Annotated in this window: 13 protein-coding genes and 1 pseudogene; 7 read left to right on the forward strand and 7 right to left on the reverse strand. The window is 58.9% G+C overall.

Features of this window, described 5'->3' with window-relative positions:
* Positions 1-10: 10 nt before the first annotated feature.
* Positions 11-2,035: an ABC transporter substrate-binding protein gene (locus GF1_RS13080; protein ID WP_267926993.1), complete on the reverse strand. Its 2,025-nt coding sequence runs from the start codon at positions 2,033-2,035 to the stop codon at positions 11-13.
* 188 nt (positions 2,036-2,223) lie between these two features.
* Positions 2,224-3,308: pseudogene (gene selD / locus GF1_RS13085) on the reverse strand (selenide, water dikinase SelD).
* Between the two features lie 435 nt (positions 3,309-3,743).
* Between selD and purF the strand changes: the two are divergent.
* From purF to GF1_RS13115, 6 genes are all read left to right on the forward strand, one after another.
* Positions 3,744-5,174: an amidophosphoribosyltransferase gene (gene purF / locus GF1_RS13090; RefSeq protein WP_267926994.1), complete on the forward strand. Its 1,431-nt coding sequence runs from the start codon at positions 3,744-3,746 to the stop codon at positions 5,172-5,174.
* Between the two features lie 364 nt (positions 5,175-5,538).
* Positions 5,539-5,730, forward strand: a complete 192-nt coding sequence (locus GF1_RS13095) for a ferredoxin (RefSeq protein WP_267926995.1) — start codon at positions 5,539-5,541, stop codon at positions 5,728-5,730.
* Between the two features lie 152 nt (positions 5,731-5,882).
* Positions 5,883-6,980: a hypothetical protein gene (locus GF1_RS13100; RefSeq protein ID WP_267926996.1), complete on the forward strand. Its 1,098-nt coding sequence runs from the start codon at positions 5,883-5,885 to the stop codon at positions 6,978-6,980.
* On the forward strand, positions 6,977-7,795 hold the full coding sequence (locus tag GF1_RS13105) for a cytochrome ubiquinol oxidase subunit I (RefSeq protein ID WP_267926997.1): 819 nt from the start codon (positions 6,977-6,979) through the stop codon (positions 7,793-7,795). Before GF1_RS13100 ends, GF1_RS13105 begins: the two co-directional genes overlap by 4 nt.
* On the forward strand, positions 7,795-9,633 hold the full coding sequence (locus tag GF1_RS13110) for a multiheme c-type cytochrome (RefSeq protein ID WP_267926998.1): 1,839 nt from the start codon (positions 7,795-7,797) through the stop codon (positions 9,631-9,633). Before GF1_RS13105 ends, GF1_RS13110 begins: the two co-directional genes overlap by 1 nt.
* 66 nt (positions 9,634-9,699) lie before the next feature.
* Positions 9,700-10,341, forward strand: coding sequence for a methyltransferase family protein (locus tag GF1_RS13115; protein WP_267926999.1), 642 nt, complete (start codon positions 9,700-9,702; stop codon positions 10,339-10,341).
* A 13-nt stretch (positions 10,342-10,354) separates the two neighbouring features.
* Here the strand turns inward: GF1_RS13115 and GF1_RS13120 are convergent, their stop codons facing one another.
* From GF1_RS13120 to GF1_RS13140, 5 genes are all read right to left on the reverse strand, one after another.
* Positions 10,355-10,939, reverse strand: a complete 585-nt coding sequence (locus GF1_RS13120) for a hypothetical protein (RefSeq protein ID WP_267927001.1) — start codon at positions 10,937-10,939, stop codon at positions 10,355-10,357.
* Position 10,940: 1 nt separating this feature from the next.
* Positions 10,941-11,582, reverse strand: a complete 642-nt coding sequence (locus GF1_RS13125) for a response regulator transcription factor (protein WP_267927002.1) — start codon at positions 11,580-11,582, stop codon at positions 10,941-10,943.
* A complete protein-coding gene (locus GF1_RS13130) occupies positions 11,582-13,102 on the reverse strand; it encodes a sensor histidine kinase (RefSeq protein WP_267927003.1) in 1,521 nt (506 codons plus the stop codon). The genes GF1_RS13125 and GF1_RS13130 overlap by 1 nt, the downstream gene beginning before the upstream one ends.
* On the reverse strand, positions 13,066-13,644 hold the full coding sequence (locus GF1_RS13135) for a CHASE4 domain-containing protein (RefSeq protein WP_267927004.1): 579 nt from the start codon (positions 13,642-13,644) through the stop codon (positions 13,066-13,068). Before GF1_RS13135 ends, GF1_RS13130 begins: the two co-directional genes overlap by 37 nt.
* Before the next feature lie 276 nt (positions 13,645-13,920).
* A complete protein-coding gene (locus tag GF1_RS13140) occupies positions 13,921-15,060 on the reverse strand; it encodes a cytochrome c3 family protein (RefSeq protein ID WP_267927005.1) in 1,140 nt (379 codons plus the stop codon).
* 774 nt (positions 15,061-15,834) lie between these two features.
* On the opposite strand from GF1_RS13140, the gene GF1_RS13145 reads away from it, so the two are divergent.
* Positions 15,835-16,917: a cytochrome c3 family protein gene (locus GF1_RS13145; RefSeq protein WP_267927006.1), complete on the forward strand. Its 1,083-nt coding sequence runs from the start codon at positions 15,835-15,837 to the stop codon at positions 16,915-16,917.
* Positions 16,918-17,160: the final 243 nt, after the last annotated feature.

The raw sequence follows: 17,160 nt of genomic DNA on the forward strand, positions 1-17,160 counted from the left end.
AATAATCCGCCTACCTGGCAAGGCCTGGAGTCATGGTTACAAACACCTTCCTGGCGGCCTCGAGAAATTCCAGTGGAATCTGCAGGCCCAGTTGCCGGGCCCGGGCCTGGTTGACAGCCAGATAGTATTCTTCCGGCGTCTCGATACTGATTTCACCGGGATCACTACCGGAAAGTACCCGGATCAGCTGGCGCCCCAGCTGCCGACCACAACCCTTCAGATCCATACCAACAGCCATGAGATAGCCATAGGCCACCCAGTCCACGGCAAAGGTGAAGCCGGGTTTGTGCTGGTTGGCAAAGAGCCAGCTCAGGGTATCGGCCAGGGGGTTGACCGTGCCGTCCTCGCGCAGCAGCCCAACCGGGGTGGGCACGGCCAGGAGATCCACCGACGGATCGGCGGAATACTTCAGGACCAGGCGCTGGAACTCCTGCAGGGAGGATACCTGCTCCAGCTGAAAGGAGCCCGGAAATTCGCACTGGCTGTCGCAGGACTCGGCGTGCCGCTGCATCCGCTCACCCAGATCACGCAGCCACGGCTCGGTATCGGGCATGATGGCCACCATCTTTCTGGCCTCGGGCAGCATCACATGGACCATCTCCATGATCTTGTCGAAAAACACCTCACTGGTTACCCCGGTGACGTTGAAACCGGGTTCCTGGAGCGTGTTCATGAAATGTTTTCGACTGTTGTAACGCTGGATATCCATATTCATGCCGCCAAACAGAACCGGATAATCCGTGCCGACCAGCGGCAGCATCACCTCGGCGATGGCATTGTCCCCCAGGACCACGACGACATCCGGATCCGTGGCCTTGATCTCCTGCAGGGCCGCCTGGCCGCGGGCATGAACGAGGTCCGGGGTGGTATGGCTGTAGCGGGTATCCATGAAAAAACGTTTGACGGTCACATCCCTGTCCACATGCATCCCCGCCAAGGCCAAGGCCTCCACCAGTCCCCGCTCAAGGACAGCACCGCACCCTGTGCCCTTCTCATAGCTCTGAATGATAAAGATGGTCGGATTCTCCAGTTCCGTCCGGAGCCCCAGGGAGTCATAGACCGCATCGGCGGCACTGAGCACCTCCACCGGAATGGTGATGCCCAGCTGCCGGGCCCGGGCCACATTGAAGACAATGGCATACTCGCTGGAGTCCTCAATCGGCAGCATCCCGGCCGGGGTCCCATCCAGGATCTGGGCCACTTTCCGGGCCGTATGGCGGCCCATGGCCAGAAAATCCACTGACACCCCGCCGAAATACCCCTGCTGGGCCATGAAATAACTGAACGCCATGGCAGGTTTGCGGCACTTGCGCAGGGTCCAGCGGGTGACCTCCGGCAGGGGAACCACACTGCCGTCGGCCCGGACCAGCCGGGTGACCAGCGGATAATAGGCCTGGATTTCCGGATCGTTGTTGATTTTATGGATGAACTGCCGGTATCTGGCCAGGTTGTCCGCCTTCCAGATGGAGTAGAGGAGTCCGCCATTATCGGTCCCGAGGGCAAGCTCCACCTGTTTCTGCAGGGCCTCGCCGGTGGGCGTGTTGTCGACGATGAACACTATCTTGCCAAGCTCGGGCAGGACCTCCTTCATCACCCGGACCGACTTGGAGATGTAGAGTTTTTCCAGCACCCCGGTCACATTATGGCCCGGCCGGGCCCGGGAGTTCATGAAATGACGTATCTTGTCATAGTCCTCGACCTGACCGTTCATGCCGGCAAACACCACCGGGATATCACTGTCCACCAGGGGGAGCATCACGGTCCGGGCGGCGTTGTCATCAATGGTCAGAACCAGGTCCGGCTTGAGATCATGGATCAGGGCCAGGGCCTCGCGGCCGCGCTCCTCAATCTGCTCGGGAGAGATAAAGACCTTCTTGGTCTGCATGTAGAAGTGCTGGATATCAATGGATTCACCCTCCAGATACCCCTGCCGGGCAAGCCCGGAGAGCAATCCCCTTGTCTGCTCCAGATCGGTCATCTGGTCCGGCTCATAACTGTGCACCACCAGCAGCCTGGGCATGGCTGCGACAGCCACGGAGGTCCCCGCACAACCAAGAGCCAGCACCAGGACCAAAAGACAGAGAATCCAGGAGCAAATTTTCCCTGTGCTTCCGGAGAGCCACGCAACACGACGCTCTGGCGCCGACGACAACCGGGTCGGGCGCAAGCCTGCCCGAAGGGCCTGGAGGGTAATACAGGGTGAAAACAGGGTGGGCAGCGTCATCAACCTCCTCTCTGCTCAAGAATAATCCGCCCGGCGGGTTCCGGGTGCACGTTGCCGATGATCCCGCAGGCAAGGGGATAGCCCTCCTCTTCCAGGTGGGTGAGCAGAGCCCGGGCCCCGGCCTCCGGCAAAGCGATGAGCAGCCCCCCGAGGTCTGGGGATCGCAGCAGATGAGTTCCAGGGAGGAGGCAGGCTCGCAGGCGCCATTCACCTGGGACAGGTAAAACTTCCGGTTGGTATGGGCCCCCTCCGGGATAATGCCCATATCGGCAAAGGCCAGGGTCTCCGGCAGGATCGGCAGGGTCTCGGTATGGATATGGATGGAAACCCGGGAGGCCTGGGCCATCTCATGCAGATGGCCGATGAGGCCAAAACCGGTGATATCGGTGCAGGCATGGGGCCGCAGAGATGGATCATCTATAAATTCAGGACGTTGAAGAATCTCCGCCGGCAGCCGGTTCAGGGTGGCCATCACCTCTATGATCCGCTTCTCCAGCCCGGATTCACCAAGCCCGCCCTTGATAGCCGTTGAGAGAATACCTGTTCCCAGAGGCTTGGTCAGGACCAGGACATCGTCCGGCCGGGCTCCGCTGTTCTTCAGCACCCGGTCCGGATGGACCAGTCCGGTGACCGAAAGGCCGTATTTCAGCTCCGTATCCTCGATGGAGTGCCCACCCACCAGCAAGGCACCCGCCTCCCTGATCTTTTCCAGGCCACCCTCTACCACCTGACGAAAGACGGTCTCGGGCATGGTCTTCACCGGACAGGCAAGGATGTTCATACAGAGCAGAGGCCGACCGCCCATTGCATAGACATCGGACAGGGCATTGGCCGCCGTGATCTGCCCGAAGGCATAGGGATCGTCGACAATGGGCGTGAAAAAGTCCACGGTCTGTATCAGGGCCGTGGTATCGTTTAAACGGTACACCCCGGCATCGTCGCAGGTCTCCGATCCCACGATCAGGTTGGGGTCACGTGGCAGGTCAAGTCCGCAGAGAATCCGGCCCAGGTCCCCCGGGCCCAGCTTGGCAGCTCAGCCTGCGGCCTTGACGGTCTGTGTCAGACGGGGAGAGGAACTCTTCATCAAGTAATCCAGTTGTTGTCTTGCAGTATCTTTTCGGAAATGATGCCGTCAGCCGGATATGGACTGAACAAATCAGGAAAACGAAGCATCCATACCGACCATTCTATCAAATATCAGCATATATTTGTTGAAAAAAATAGTGTAATCTGGTTTGAAGGAAATATTCGTAAGTATATATGGATGACACTGCCGGGCACAAAGAGATCATTCTTTGTGCCTTTCAAGTTTATCGGATTCATAATGCACGGGCACGCAGGGCCGGACACCTCACATTTTTCTTACTATTTTGTCTCTTGAATAAAAGTTCTGTCCCTCCCTGGACCGTCAGCAGACCTTCACGAAGTTAACCTGAAACAACCCTGAGCCTATCCCGCTCCACCACGAGGTATCTCTCCTGATGGGGCGGCATATTTCTGACAGCAATGGAACGTAGACATGCAACAGTATATTCCTGATTTCAACAGCTGGGGCAAGCCCAAGCACGAATGTGGTATCTGCGGTATTTTCGGCCACGAGGACGCGGCCAAGCTGACATATTTCGGCCTCTATGCTCTCCAGCACCGCGGCCAGGAAAGCGCCGGTATTGTCGCCGGCAATGGCGAGCGGATCGCCATCCACAAGGATATGGGACTGGTGCCCGAAGTCTTCAGTGAACGGATACTGCAGCGGTTGTCCGGTCACCTGGCGGTTGGCCATGTCCGCTACTCCACCACCGGCGAATCCAACATCATCAACACCCAGCCTTTCATGGTCACCCACAAGGGCGAGCCCCTGGTGGTGGCCCATAACGGCAACCTGGTCAACTCCATTGACCTGCGCCGGCATCTCGAGGCCAAGGGATCTATTTTTCAGACCACCATGGACTCGGAAATCGTCCTTCACCTCCTGGCCCGGACCATGGAAATGGGGATCGAACGGGCCATCAAGGAGTCGTTTGCCTGCATCAGAGGCGCCTACTCGCTGCTGCTCATGACCAGGGACACCATGATCGCGGTCCGCGATCCCAACGGCTTCCGGCCCCTGTGCCTGGGGCGGCTGGACAACGGCGGCTGGGTGGTGGCCTCGGAGACCTGCGCCCTGGACCTGATCGAGGCACGCTACGAACGGGATATCGAACCGGGCGAGGTGGTCGTTATCGATAAGGACGGCCCGCGGTCCATCTTCCCCTGGCCGCCGCATCGCAAGAGTTTCTGCATCTTTGAACATGTCTACTTTGCCCGGCCAGACTCGGACGTGTTTGGTATCAATGTCTATCAAACCCGGAAACGAATGGGTGAAATCCTGGCCAGGGAGGCGAAAATCGAGGCCGACTTCGTCATGCCCTTTCCGGACTCCGGCAACTACGCAGCCATCGGCTACTCCCAGGCATCAGGCATTCCGCTGGAAATGGGCATGATCCGCAACCATTACGTCGGCCGGACCTTTATCCAGCCCACCCAGTCCATGCGGGACTTCTCGGTCCGGGTCAAACTCAACCCGGTCCGTCATCTGCTCAAGGACAAACGGGTCATCATCGTCGAGGACTCGATCATCCGTGGCACCACCGGCCGCAGCCGGATCCGTTCCCTGCGCAACGTTGGAGCCCGGGAAATCCACATGCTGGTCTCCTGCCCGCCCACAGCGCACGCCTGCTATTACGGCATCGACTTCCCCTCCAGCTCCGAGCTCATTGCCGCCACCCATTCCATTGAGGGTATCCGGGATTACCTTGGCCTGGACTCGCTGAGCTACCTCAGCCTGGATGGCATGGTGGAGGCCACTGGCTTGGACCGGAACTCCTTCTGCCTGGCCTGCTTTGATGGAAAATACCCCATCAGCCCGGACAAAAGTTTCAACAAGGACGCGCTTGGCGGTTGTGGCTGCTGATTTTTTTCATCATATCACCTCCCCGATTTCCCCTGGCGGGCAAGACAAAAGAGATATTTTATCCAATAAATCTGCCCGGATGTCTTGCCCGCGGTCAGACTGAGCCCTTCTTTTCTTTTGGTTACCGCCCGGTTGTATGATACCATTACTCTATCAGACAGCTTGCGGAGCTTTTATTTCCCCATACCAATACTCCCTGTAGGGTGCTTTGAAAAATTAGAATTTTTGCCCGAGAACAAGGAGCGTCAAAATTAAAAAGCGCAGCATATTAAGTATATGTGAGCATTTTTCATTTTGCCAGTGACGCAGTTATCGGGCAAAAAGGCAACTTTTCAAGGTGCCCTGTAATCACACTCTTTCTTTTATGGCTGAAATACTCATCGATACCTATTTCTGCAGCAACTGCATGACCTGCGTGGAACTCTGCCCCGAGGTCTTTTACTTCAACGAGGACACGGAAAAGATCGAGCTGACCTCCATCAACCCGGAAATAACCGAAGATGTGCGTCAGGCCGTGGCCTATTGTCCGGAAAAATGCATCGAGATCAAGAACTGAAAGTCCGGGTTCAGATTTCCCGACTGCAGCATGAAAAATATTTCTGAGCCTGAAGTCTGCGAAAAGGAGACCTGGCGTAACAACGGCAGCATCCCTGCCCGCCGCGTCCCCCAGAACCCTGTATCCTCTTGCCATGTCAACAAGGAGGTACCATGGATCCTGCCACCCTGATCCCCACCCCTGACCCCCTGCAGGTTCCCTGGGGCTGGTTCCAGCTGTTGCTGACCATCACCATTTTCCTGCATATCCTGCTCATGAACATGATGCTGGGCGGTGCCTTCATTGCCTTTGCCCGCCATCTCACCCATCCCGAAGACCCTGGTCCCCTGACCAGGATGATCTCCAGGCGGCTGCCCTTCACCATTGCCTTTACGGTCAATTTCGGCGTCGCGCCCCTTCTCTTTGTCCAGGTCCTCTACGGGCACTTCATGTACACCAGCTCCATCCTCATGGCCAGTTTCTGGCTCCTGATCATCGCCCTGCTCATCGCGGCCTACTACCTGGCCTATATCTACAGCTACCGCTACGAGAGCATGCAGATGGGCCGTACCGTCACCGTGGGCCTGAGCCTTCTACTGCTGCTGCTCATCGGTTTTTTCATCACCAGCAACTTTGTCATGATGATGCTGCCGGACTCCTGGGTTCGCTATTTTGACCAGCCCGGTGGCACCCTCCTGATTTTCAGCGACCCCACCATCGTGCCGCGTTATCTCCATTTCGTCATCTCGTCCGTGGCCGTGGGCGGCCTGGCCATCGCCTTTTACTATACCCTGCGTCCCGGAAAGGACAGGGAGCAGGCCTCGACCTGGATCCGTTATGGTTGCACCTGGTTCGGCGGGGCCTCCATCCTGAACTTCGGCATCGGCTTCTGGTTCTTCGGCAGCCTGCCACCGGGAACCGTTGATCTCTCGAGCACAACAGGTATCCTGATCACGGTGTGCCTCCTGGCCGGCATGGTGCTGGCAGGTCTGGCCATCATCCAGGCCTTCCGGATCAAGGTCCTGCCGGCGACCTGGCTGATACTGGGATCGATTTTTACCATGCTCCTGGCCCGGGACCTGCTCCGCGCCGCCTACCTCAAGCCCTGGTTCTCGGTCGGTGATCTTCCGGTGACACCCCAGTATTCACCCATGATCGTTTTTCTGCTCTTCTTCGTCGCCGGGCTGGCCCTGCTGGCCTGGATGGCCCATCTGGCCTGCCGGGGATCTGGACAAGTGGTTGCAACCGGAGATAAGGAGGAACGCTCATGAACTATCCTGTGTGGGAACTCGATGTTTTCGGCGGTGGCCTGTTCATTGCCCTGATCGCGGTCTTTCACGTCTATATCTCCCATTTCGCCGTGGGCGGCGGGCTCTTTCTGGTCCTGACGGAGATCAAGGGGCTGCGAGCCCGGGACGAGGGTATTCTGGAATATGTACGCCGGCACACCAGGTTCTTTCTTCTGCTCACCATGGTGGCCGGCGGCATCACCGGGGTCGGCATATGGTTCACCATCGCCCTCCTGAACCCGGCCGCCACCTCCTCCCTGATCCATACCTATGTCTTTGGCTGGGCCACGGAATGGGTCTTCTTCACCATCGAGATCCTGTCGCTCTTCATCTACTATTACACCTTTGACCGGTTGAACAGCCGGGACCACCTGATCATCGGCTGGATCTATTTCGGGGCAGCCTGGATGTCGCTGTTCATCATCAACGGCATTATCGATTTCATGCTCACCCCCGGCAGCTGGCTGGAAAACAACAACTTCTGGGCCGGGTTCTTCAACCCGACCTTCTGGCCGGCCCTCTTTTTCCGTTCCTTCCTGGCCTTCATGATCGCCGGCATGTTCGGCCTGCTGACCTCCACCTGGATCCGGGAAGAAAAACTGCGGACCACCATGGTCCGTTACTGCGCCCTGTGGCTCCTGCTGCCCTTTGGCGGCTTTCTGGCCTCGGCCTGGTGGTACCGCAGAGCCCTGCCCCCGGAACTGGAGCAGCTGATTTTCCAGGCCATGCCGGAGATGCGCCCGTTCATCACCGGCTTTGTCCTGTTCTCCCCGCTTCTGATCCTGGGGGACTGCTGATGGCCGCCCGGATTCCCACTCTACTCTCCAGGCCCCTGGCCGCCATGATCCTGATCATCGGCCTCATGTACATGGGCACCTTTGAATTCCTGCGTGAAGGCGGACGGCGACCCTATATCATTCGCGACTACATGTATTCCACCTCTATCCTCAAGCGCGACCTGGACATGGTGAAGCAGAAAGGAGTGCTCCAGGAGGCGAAATGGGTGAGCCACAGGAACATCACCGAGGAAAACCGGCTGGAAGCGGGCCGGCAGCTCTACAACATTCTCTGCCTGCCATGCCACGCCATCGGTGGTCCCTTAAACGACATCAAGCCTCTGGCCGCGCCGTTTTCCCCCTCTGGCCTGCAGTCCATGATTCTTAGCATGGACAAAATACACCCCTACATGCCCCCTTTTGCCGGTACCCGGGAGGAGGCCGGAGCGCTGGCCTGGTATATCGCCCATGGCCTCAATGGCCGCACCGACCGGACCCGGCCGGTTGAGCTGCCTGCAGCCGCTGCCCGAGTCCCGGAGTTTGACCGGGAGAACGCAGGCTACGTGCTGCTTGCCTGGAGCGATTTCGGCATGCGCTCGCTCACCGATGCCAGCGCGACCTGGTTCATGCTGCCACCGGGAGTCAACCTGGAGGCCCAGCTGATCCGCCGCGGCGAGACCCCGGAAGTGGTCACGGAAGGCGTGACCCTGCACTATGAGGTAGACCGTCCCTTCAGCCACCCCTCGACCCAGATCGATTTCTGGGACAGCCTTGAAAAACTTCCCGGGATGGAGACTATCCCGCCGCCGGACACCGGCCTGGCCGGGAAAGGGCTGGAGGGAACCATGACAGCGGAGGGTATCGTCTTTCGCGCCGACCTGCTGCCCGTGGTACCCTATACCGACAGCGGATACATGCCCTATCCCCAGGTCACGGTCCGGGCCGTGGACGAACAGGGCCGGGTCCTGGCCCGGACCCGGGCCGTACTGCCGGTGGCAACGGAGATGAATTGCCGAACCTGCCATGGCGGTCCCTGGAAAAAAGAGGACCGGGCCGGAATTTCCACCGCCACGGCCATGTCCGTTCTTGCCGCCCATGATCGACTCTCCGGCACCCGGCTGCAGGAACAGGCCGCCTCGGGTCAGCCGGTGCTGTGCCAGCAATGCCACCATGATCCGCTACTGGCGGGCAAAGGCCTGCCCCAGGCCGGTCCGGACAGTGGCCAGCTCAACCTGTCCGCCGCCATCCACGGCTTCCATGCCATCTTCCTGGCCGACCTGGGCGCCAAAGCCTGCACCCAGTGCCATCCGGCCGGGAATGAGGGCGCCACCCGGGCGTTACGCGGTATCCATCACAATCTGGAGATGGACTGCACCAACTGCCACGGCTCCCTCTCCGACCATGCACTGGCCCTGCTCAGGGGAGAACAGGAGCAGGGCAAAGCCCATGCTGACGAGCTTATGCACTACCTTGCACCCGAAGCCGTGGCAGGGATCGACGAGATCAGACCCAGACAGCCGTGGATCAATGAACCCGACTGCCTGAACTGCCACCAGGACTTTCAGCCGCCGGAAACCGAAGAAACCTTTAACACCTGGACCGCCGACCGGGACGCTCTCTTTCGCAACCGGACCGATGAATCGGGCCAGCTGCGCTGCATCGGCTGCCACAACAGCGCCCATGCCCTCTACCCGGCCCAAAATCCCTACAACGACCAACTTGACGTGCTCCAGCCCCTGCAGTACCAGTCCACTCCATTTCCCATCGGCTCCGACGGCAGCTGCGATGTCTGTCACACCGTGGAGATGGAAGACGAGATGCATCACCCCAACATGCTCCGGCCCTTCCGCAACCAGTAACCGGCAGGCCACCCGGACCGGAACCATGCTCCGGCCGGGTGACCACCATTCCTGAGGATGCTGGCCATGCCCGCCAATCTGTCACTCTGCCTGGTCTGGATAGCCTGGTGCACCCTGCACAGCTTCCTGGTCAGCCGGCGGATCACCGCGTATCTTAGCCGGCGCGGGGGCATCTGGCGGGGAGGAGCCCGCCTGTTCTATATCTCTTTCTCCCTGCTCTCCCTCCTGCCGGTCATCTGGTATCAATACCAGCTCCCCAAGCAGGTTCTTTTCCGCTACCACGGCCCCTGGCGCCTTCTTCAGGCCCTCCTGCTGCTGTATGCGCTCATCATGTTCCATGGCGGCAAAAAAGTATATGATATGGAGTACTTCCTCGGCCTCAAGCAGTGGCGGGAGTACCGGGCCGGGTCCCAGCACAGCCGGGAGATACCCTTTCGCTGCAGCGGTATTCTGCGCCATGTCCGTCACCCCTGGTATTCGGGCGGCCTGGCTCTGCTCTGGGCAGCGGGGCCGGTAACCGATGTCAACCTGATCAGCCGGATGGTCCTCAGCCTGTATCTGGGCATCGGCACCATGCTGGAAGAACGGAAGTTGAAAGAGGAACTCGGCCACCGGTATATCGAGTACTGCCGACAGGTACCCATGCTGGTACCGTGGAAGACAGGGCCCGGCGGCGACGCCACGGACACAGAGAACCAGAAAAAATAACGGAGAGCAAAAATCAGAGGAAGCGTTCTGGTGCGTTTCTGAAAAACCGGGCAGGGTCGATCAGGAGGGAGACACCTGGATCGCCCAGCAGCTTCCAGGAGAGTTTTTTCGGCGCAAAGGATTGCCTGATCCAGGCCAGGGAGACGTGCAGGTGCAGGGGAACGGCCGACCCGGGTACCGGTTCGGGCAGCGAGGCCACGGGAGTGGTGGGGAAGACCGGTTGCCCGGCCTCTGGATCCATCTCCGGGCAGACGTGGCCATACACCGTGTAGAGCACCCGATCGTCCCACCGTATGTCCGGATGCATGATATAGAGAGAATGGGCCAGAAAATCCGGATGGGTATGAACAACGAACCCGGCGGCCGGCGCAGTGACAAGCCAGCCCGGCTCAACGAACTTCAGGTCCCCGGTTACGGTCCGGTAGCAGTGGAGATCGACCCCCTCGTGCCGTCCAGGACGCCGAGCGGGTGGCTGGTCCCCCTGCGGAGCCGGCAGCCTGGACCACCAGAAATCCCGGGCCCCGAACTCCATGCCCGGCCACAGGTGCCAGCAGACAAAACCGGCCAGATCACCAAAGGGCTCCAGCAGCATGGCCACGTTACAGCTCGGTCAATCCCTCGCGGATGGCGTACTTCACCAGACCGGCCACCGACGAGATACCCAGCTTGTCCATGATATTGCGGCGCCGGGCCTCAATGGTTTTGACACTGACATTGAGCTTGGAGGCAATCTCCCTGGTGGAATATCCCTCGGCCAGGAGCTGGAGCACCGCCCGTTCACGGGTGGTCAGTTTTTCTTCCTTATTGGCACTGAGCAGGTGCTGGCGGTAATCATTGATCACCGTATGCGCGACCTGGGGGCTCAGATAAGTCTGGTTGTTACAGACCGCCTGGACCGCATTATTGAGTTCCTTGAAGGCGCACTCCTTGAGCAGGAAACCGGAAACGCCGGCCTGCAGGGCGCCGTTGACAAACCGCTTGTCGGCGTGCATGGAGAGAATGATCACCTTGCAGCGGGGATTTTCCTCCACAATCTCGCTGGCCGCGTCTATGCCGTTCATCTCCGGCATAGACAGGTCCATGATCACCACATCCGGCTGCTTTTCCCGCACCAGTTCCACAGCCTTGCGGCCGTTCTCCGCCTGCCCGACCAGCTCCAGGCCATGCTGTCTCTCGATGAGCAGCGACAGGCCGTCACGAACGATCTTGTGATCATCGGCAATGACTATTCTGATTGGCATCACTCTTCCTCTTTGTCTTGTTGGTCCGAACCTGGAAGCGGGACAATCAAGGTGATTGTCGTGCCACTCCCCTCGGACGAGTCGATACGCATGCTGCCCCCGATATTCTTGATCCGCTCCTGAATGGAAAAAAGGCCAAAACCACCCGGCCCCTCATCGTCCTGGGCCTCCTTGGCCGCCGGATCAAAGCCCACCCCGCGGTCCCTGACCTCCACCTGCAGGGAAGTACCCACCCGGTACACCTTGACCCAGGCCCGATCGGTAAGGGCATGTTTGACCACGTTCATCAGCAGCTCGCGGATGGCCCGGAAGGTCAGGGTGAGGACCGGAGAATCGGTGTATTCGGTCAAGGGATCGCACTCCGACTCCACCTGGAGTCCATACCGTTCCTCCATGATCTCCACCAGCCATTCCATGGCCGCGCCCATGCCCAGTTCATGCAGAACGGGCGGACAGAGTTCAAAGGTCAGGGTCCGGGTATCTTCCAGGGTCTGGCGCAGGATCTCGGAAACCTGAAGCAGCTGATCCTGGATCTCGTCGATATTCTCAAGCTCCATGATCGAATCGAGAAACATCCGCGAGACCGACAGGGACTGGCCGATCCGGTCATGGAGATCAACAGCGATCTGCCGCCGCTGCCGCTCTTCCACGGCCAGCAGTTCCGACGACAGCGAGCGCAGCCGCTGCTGATACTTTTCCAGTTTTTTCTCGTACTGGCGGCGCTCACTGATCTCTTCCTGGAGAAGCGAGTTGATTTCCAGCAGCTCCATGGTCCGGTTACGGACCAGTTTCTCCAGCCGGGTGGTGATCTTGCGCAGGGAGGCCTCGGCCTTGCCCCGCTGTTTGACTTCCTCGGCCAGCCAGACGCTGACCTCCCAGAGATCCGAGGTGTTCTCCTTATCCAGCGAGGCGCCCTTGAGCAGCCCCTTGCGCTTGTTCTTCTCCATCGCCACCAGCAAACTGTCCTCACGGCTCCGGTCGACCCAGCGGCCCAGGGATCCTCCATTTTCCGACTTGCGGCTGTCCGACTTGGCCATCAGGGTGGCAAGATGAAACACCCGGGATATGGAGCGAACCATCCGTTTATGAAACAGGAGGATCAGAAACAGGGCCAGGGTGCCAGTGGCGATGTTTGAGAAGAGAACGTAGTTGAAGAGCATCTTGGTCTGGGGCGAGATAAGGCGATTGACCCTGGCCTCCAGAACCACAGCCGGCCGCCCCAGGTAATCGGGAAACACGGTATAAATCTCAAAGTGACCATTCTGCTCATGAAAGGCATAGGGAACACCATGCAGCAGCGCGGCGACAATCTCGCTCATGTAGGGCCGTTCCCGGAGCTTTGAGAGCAGCTTTATGTGCAGATCCACCTTGGTCTGGTCTCTAAGCCGCCGCTCGGTCTTCCGGTCAATAAATCGACCAAATATCAAGGTCCCGACAATGGCTCCCTGCTGGTTGCTGGTGATCACCGGACGCGAAGCCACTATCATCGGCCCCCGCTCGACCACCATGATACCGGCCACGGAACTGGATACATCCTGATGGAGGAGCAGAGGATGGTTCGGCGGAAGCCCTTTCGGGGAAATTCGGGCAGCTGAAGTTCTTCCATGGTATCCAGGTCGACAATCCGCGACCAGACCACATTACCCCGGATATCGTAGAAGATAATCAAATTGAGCTGGTTGTCCCTGAAGGTGTAATCGCCGAGGTTCGATTCGATATACTCCTGATTGCGATCAGTGATGAAACGGTAGGTGTCATCCCAGGCCGCCCAGTCAAAGGCAAAGGAATCAAGGAACTCAATCTCGCGCTGCAGAGTGGAGACCACCCGTTCCATATCCTTGCGGGCGATTTCCTGCTCAAGACGCTCGTTGTTGGGGACCACCACATCCTGAACAATAAAGAAATTGGCCAGGGAGAAACAGATCACCAGGAGCAGCAGCCCGATAATGAACTGGATGCGCAGTTTCCTGACCTGTTCATTGATCTTGCGATGGACAAAGGCAAAGGAAGAATGGTTGCGGTGTCGGCCTGGAACTGCCTGTTTTTTTTCAAGCGAAAGCATCACCGGCGCTGGATCAGGGTATACGGGGGGATTGATGCCCGGAGAGTGTTCCGGAATCCGATATCATGAGTGTATCATGAATGGTATCTCCTTGACCAGTGGTATCTGCGCTCTTCAAGGAGATGGAAAAGAGTGGACAGACTGCCCCGGTGATAATCAGGAAGAGACGCTGACGCCATGGTACTGGTGGAGGCTCATCCGGACCAGAAAGCGACCGGCCCCGGGGCCAGCCGGGCAGAAGGCCGGGGAACAGAGAACCCCGGCCCGAGGCTGTTGTTAATCCTTGGTGGTATGGCAGGCGAAACACCCCGCCGTGGCGGTCTGCCCGCCGCCGGCGACCATCTGGCTGTAATCCCAGCGCAGCATGGAGCTGTAATTACTGGCATGGGCCACATGGCAGGAGAGACACATGACCGCGTCACTGCCGGGTGACACGGTCCCGCTGGGGGCCGCGGGCACCGAGCCGGTCCGGGCAACCGGCGAGGCGGGATCGTAGACCGTGTACTGGGCATACTCACCGGTCGCAGGCAGGGCCAGGTCGGTGGGATGGCGGATAAAAGGTGACATGGTGTCGGTGCCGATGCCGTCGGAGGAGTCTGTGGCCACGGTGTGAAAATTACCGTGACAGGTGGCGCAGAACTGGCTCATGGTCCCGTCCGGCGGCGCCACCCCGGCACCGTCACTGGTATGACAGGATGTGGCATTGCTGCAGCCCAGGGCCACCGGTGCGGTGAGTCCGAAATACTCATTATGGCTGGACGAAGAGACCGTCTCTTCCCAGTCACCACTCTCGTATCCCTTGACCCCCATGAGAAACCGGTAACTGTCGGCAGGCTCGGTGGGGTTGGCTATCTGTCCATCCACATTCCTGTGGTGGGAACCGCCAATCCCCTCACCCCTGCTGGAATACCGGTAGCCGTGGCAACCGTTGGTGCCGGCACAGCTCAGATTGTTCGTATTGACATTGAGCCCGTCATCGTGGCCAAACTGGACGATACCGCCCGGAGGGGCGTAAAGCACGGCGTCGGTTCCGGTCAGCGGACCGATGTTGTGCCCCTTGCGATCCGAGGCCCCACTGCCCTTGAGACCGGTGATGTAGGCGAAATTACCGCCGGCCAGGTCAACCCCGCCGGTATGCATGACCTGGGGCATGTTGTCGGTGCCCAGGTTCACGGTGGCCGAAGAGCCGCCCTGGGCATGACATCCCAGGCAGGTCCCCCGAAGCAGGTTATTATTCGGCGCAGCGTCCGTATCGAAAGTCATGGGACTGCCACCCTGGCTGTTATGCATGGTATGGCAGTCGCCGCAGTTACCCTGAATCCGCGCTGATGCCGGTCCGTTCCAGAAAACCCCGGCCAGCATCACCGAGGCCATGGCCACGACCATGCGGTACCGGCTTTGTCCACTCCCCAACATAACCTTCCTCCTCACACACTCTGGTGCGTGACCCATGGCGCCCTCCCTCACCGGATCGAATCCGGAGCAGGGAAAGCCATGCGCCACAAAGATTTGGTGTAAATCTTCTGTCTCCTCTCCCTGGTATTGTTACGGTATTGTACCAGATTTCAATGAAAAAACAATCTGCTCGACCCGGCAACCAGACACCCTCTACCAGGGGGCAACCGGGGAACTCCTGCCCGGGTAACGGTGATCCCGCTCCACTGACCAGCCACCCGTCGGTCCCTGGACTCCGGACGTTCTTTACCGGGCACCATGTTGTTAACCATCTAAAATTACGCTAATTTGACAAAAAACTCTGTCAGGCGTCGGCAAACATGCAGGGATTCCAGGCTCCATCGCCGACAACCAGGTGGATGGCAAAACAACGGTCTGCAGGGAACAGAACCACGAAAATGAGCTTTTGCATACAGGGTTCCCCCAGGCCAGATTCAGGGATTTCGAATAGTAAAATTAGGGTAAAAGAAAGCCCTTTTTTTCCTTTTGCTTACCATTCCGGAAAAAACCACATCGTGATAGCAAAAGTGTTGTTTTTTTTCTTGTCAAACAGCCACGAGATTCCTAAGATGAAAGTAAGGAAGAGGAGCGAGGTAGTTACAGCACGACAGTCATCTGCCCCTGACCTTTAATTCAGCGCACCGGTTGCGCACCTTGGTTTTCAGGCAACAGAACAAAGGTTGTAATTAAGTAATGGGGAAGAAACTGAGTATCTGTTAAACAAGGAGGAACATCATGAAAGGTATCGCACAGAATGGCAGGATCCATCTACTGGTGCTGGCAGGAGCAGGGCTTCTCTGCCTGCCAACACTTTCCATGGCCAAGGTAACAGGGCAGTGTGCCCAGTGCCACACCATGCATAACAGCCAGGGTGGCAGCCCCATGGCCGTTGATGCGAGCGGCGCGGCGCAGTCAGCACCCAACAACGTCCTGCTGGTCAAAGGCTGCGTAGCCTGCCATACCGGCACCAACGACGGCACCAACAATATCCCGTTTGTCAACTCCACCACCGCACCGACCTATGGTACGGACGGCACCACGGGTAACACCCTGGCCGGTGGTAACTTCTACTGGGTCGCATCGAGCGGCGGCGCTACCGACGCCGCTGGCCATAACGTGGCCACCGACAGCCTGGCCGGAGCCGATGCTGCGCTGGGCAACACCCCGCCCGGCGGCACCGCGCTTACCAGCCAGCTGACCTGCGCCGGCGTCACCGGCTGTCACGGTGACCGGACGGCAACCAGCGACTTCGCCGCTATCTCCGGAGCCCATCACGGAAACGACGGCACCCTCGACGGCACCAGTGTTGCCACCAGCTTCCGCTTCCTGGACGGCATCGTCGGCCTGGAAGACAGTGACTGGGAATACCAGCCCACCACAACGGCCCATAACCAGTACTACGGCGTGGACCGGACCGACGAAACCGATCCCACCGGCACCATCAGCAGTCTCTGCGCCGAGTGCCACAACGATTTCCATAACGGCACCGGCAACGTGGCCGGATCCACCTGGGGCAGCCCCTGGGTCCGCCATCCCACCGACTTTGACATGGGCAACACCGCAGCCGGCTCCGAGTACCGTAATTACGGTGGCGCCGGCGTCAACGCCTACGTGGTTTCCGCCCCTGTGGCCAGCACCGACTACAGTGCTGTAAAATCCTCGGTCACCTTTGCCGACGACACCATCGTCACCTGCATATCCTGTCACCGGGCCCATGGTACTCCCAATGCGGACCTGCTCCGCTGGGATTACAGCCTTGTCGATGCCGGCAGCGGCAACACAGGCGGCTGTTTCGAGTGCCACACCACCAAGAACTAAGCGTGTAGTGTAATACGCTGCAAAGAACTCCGGCAAAAACAAGCCACCTCTTCCTGCTGTCATGCTGGAGGGGGTGGCTTTTTTAGGATACGATTCCCGAGATTCTCTGCCCATAAACCTGGTCTGCAGCATCTGGCGGACACCAGCTACTGTCCGCCTGGCACCTTCGGGCGGCAAACGATACGGGGCGACATGGGCACCAGACTTTGCCTGCCGGAGAAACCCTCCCACGCTCTGCAACCG

It is taken from the genome of Desulfolithobacter dissulfuricans (assembly GCF_025998535.1).
In the GTDB taxonomy this organism is placed as follows: Bacteria; Desulfobacterota; Desulfobulbia; order Desulfobulbales; family Desulfobulbaceae; genus Desulfolithobacter; species Desulfolithobacter dissulfuricans.

What these genes read in the sequence shown, in the direction of transcription:
- GF1_RS13145 (WP_267927006.1), top strand. Translation starts at nt 15,835, where the DNA reads ATGAAAGGTATCGCACAGAATGGCAGGATCCATCTACTGGTGCTGGCA.
- GF1_RS13105 (WP_267926997.1), top strand. Translation starts at nt 6,977, where the DNA reads ATGAACTATCCTGTGTGGGAACTCGATGTTTTCGGCGGTGGCCTGTTC.
- GF1_RS13135 (WP_267927004.1), bottom strand. Translation starts at nt 13,644, where the DNA reads ATGCTTTCGCTTGAAAAAAAACAGGCAGTTCCAGGCCGACACCGCAAC.
- GF1_RS13125 (WP_267927002.1), bottom strand. Translation starts at nt 11,582, where the DNA reads ATGCCAATCAGAATAGTCATTGCCGATGATCACAAGATCGTTCGTGAC.
- GF1_RS13095 (WP_267926995.1), top strand. Translation starts at nt 5,539, where the DNA reads ATGGCTGAAATACTCATCGATACCTATTTCTGCAGCAACTGCATGACC.
- GF1_RS13115 (WP_267926999.1), top strand. Translation starts at nt 9,700, where the DNA reads ATGCCCGCCAATCTGTCACTCTGCCTGGTCTGGATAGCCTGGTGCACC.
- GF1_RS13110 (WP_267926998.1), top strand. Translation starts at nt 7,795, where the DNA reads ATGGCCGCCCGGATTCCCACTCTACTCTCCAGGCCCCTGGCCGCCATG.
- purF (WP_267926994.1), top strand. Translation starts at nt 3,744, where the DNA reads ATGCAACAGTATATTCCTGATTTCAACAGCTGGGGCAAGCCCAAGCAC.
- GF1_RS13100 (WP_267926996.1), top strand. Translation starts at nt 5,883, where the DNA reads ATGGATCCTGCCACCCTGATCCCCACCCCTGACCCCCTGCAGGTTCCC.
- GF1_RS13140 (WP_267927005.1), bottom strand. Translation starts at nt 15,060, where the DNA reads ATGTTGGGGAGTGGACAAAGCCGGTACCGCATGGTCGTGGCCATGGCC.